Origin of the sequence: Simplicispira sedimenti (assembly GCF_022760965.1) — a bacterium.
Classification (GTDB): Bacteria; Pseudomonadota; Gammaproteobacteria; order Burkholderiales; family Burkholderiaceae_C; genus Simplicispira; species Simplicispira sedimenti.
Genome location: NZ_JAKVIJ010000033.1, coordinates 1 through 702 on the forward strand (window position 1 = coordinate 1; position 702 = coordinate 702).

At 64.1% G+C, this 702-nt stretch carries 1 protein-coding gene; it reads right to left on the bottom strand.

Annotated elements, in window-relative coordinates; genetic code table 11:
• On the bottom strand, positions 1-702 hold a 702-nt coding region (locus MJ602_RS16685), incomplete at both ends, for a branched-chain amino acid ABC transporter substrate-binding protein (RefSeq protein ID WP_243021868.1).

Here is a 702-nt window from a genome sequence, read left to right on the forward strand (position 1 = left end):
AAGCGCTTCTTGAACTTGTCCTGGAAGGCCTTGGTGGTGTCGTTGGCGTCCATCAGCATGCCGGCGTAGGCGCAGTACACAAAGTCGTTGACCGCGTCGCCCGCAAGCTTGGCCACCTCGGGGCTGCACAGCGTGTCGCCACCCAGCAGCTTGGCGCTGATGCCCAGCTGCTTCATCTGGCGTGCCATGGGGGCGGCCTGGGGCGCGTAGCCGCCGTAGAAAATGGCCTCGGGCTGCTTGCCCTTGAGGCTGGTCAGAATGGCCATGAAGTCGGTGGCCTTGTCGTTGGTGAACTCGCGGCCGACGATGGTCAGGCCCAGCTTCTGCGCTTCCTTGGCGAACTCCTCGGCCACGCCCTGACCGAAGGCGGTGCGGTCATCGACCACGCCCACCTTCTTGAGCTTCATGGTGTTGGCGGCGTAGGCTGCCATGTTGCCGCCGATCTGCGAATCGCTGGCAACGATGCGGAACACGTTCTTGTAGCCGCCCTGCGTGACCTTGGGGTTGGTACCCACGGTGGAAACCATGGTGCCGCCGCCGTCGTACACACGCGATGCGGGAATGGCCACGCCCGAGCAGTAGGGGCCCATGACGTACTTCACGCCCGAATCCACGAGCTTCTGGGCCACGGCCACGCCGGTCTTGGCGTCGCACTGGTCGTCCTCGGAAACCACTTCAAACTTCAGCGTCTTGCCACCCACG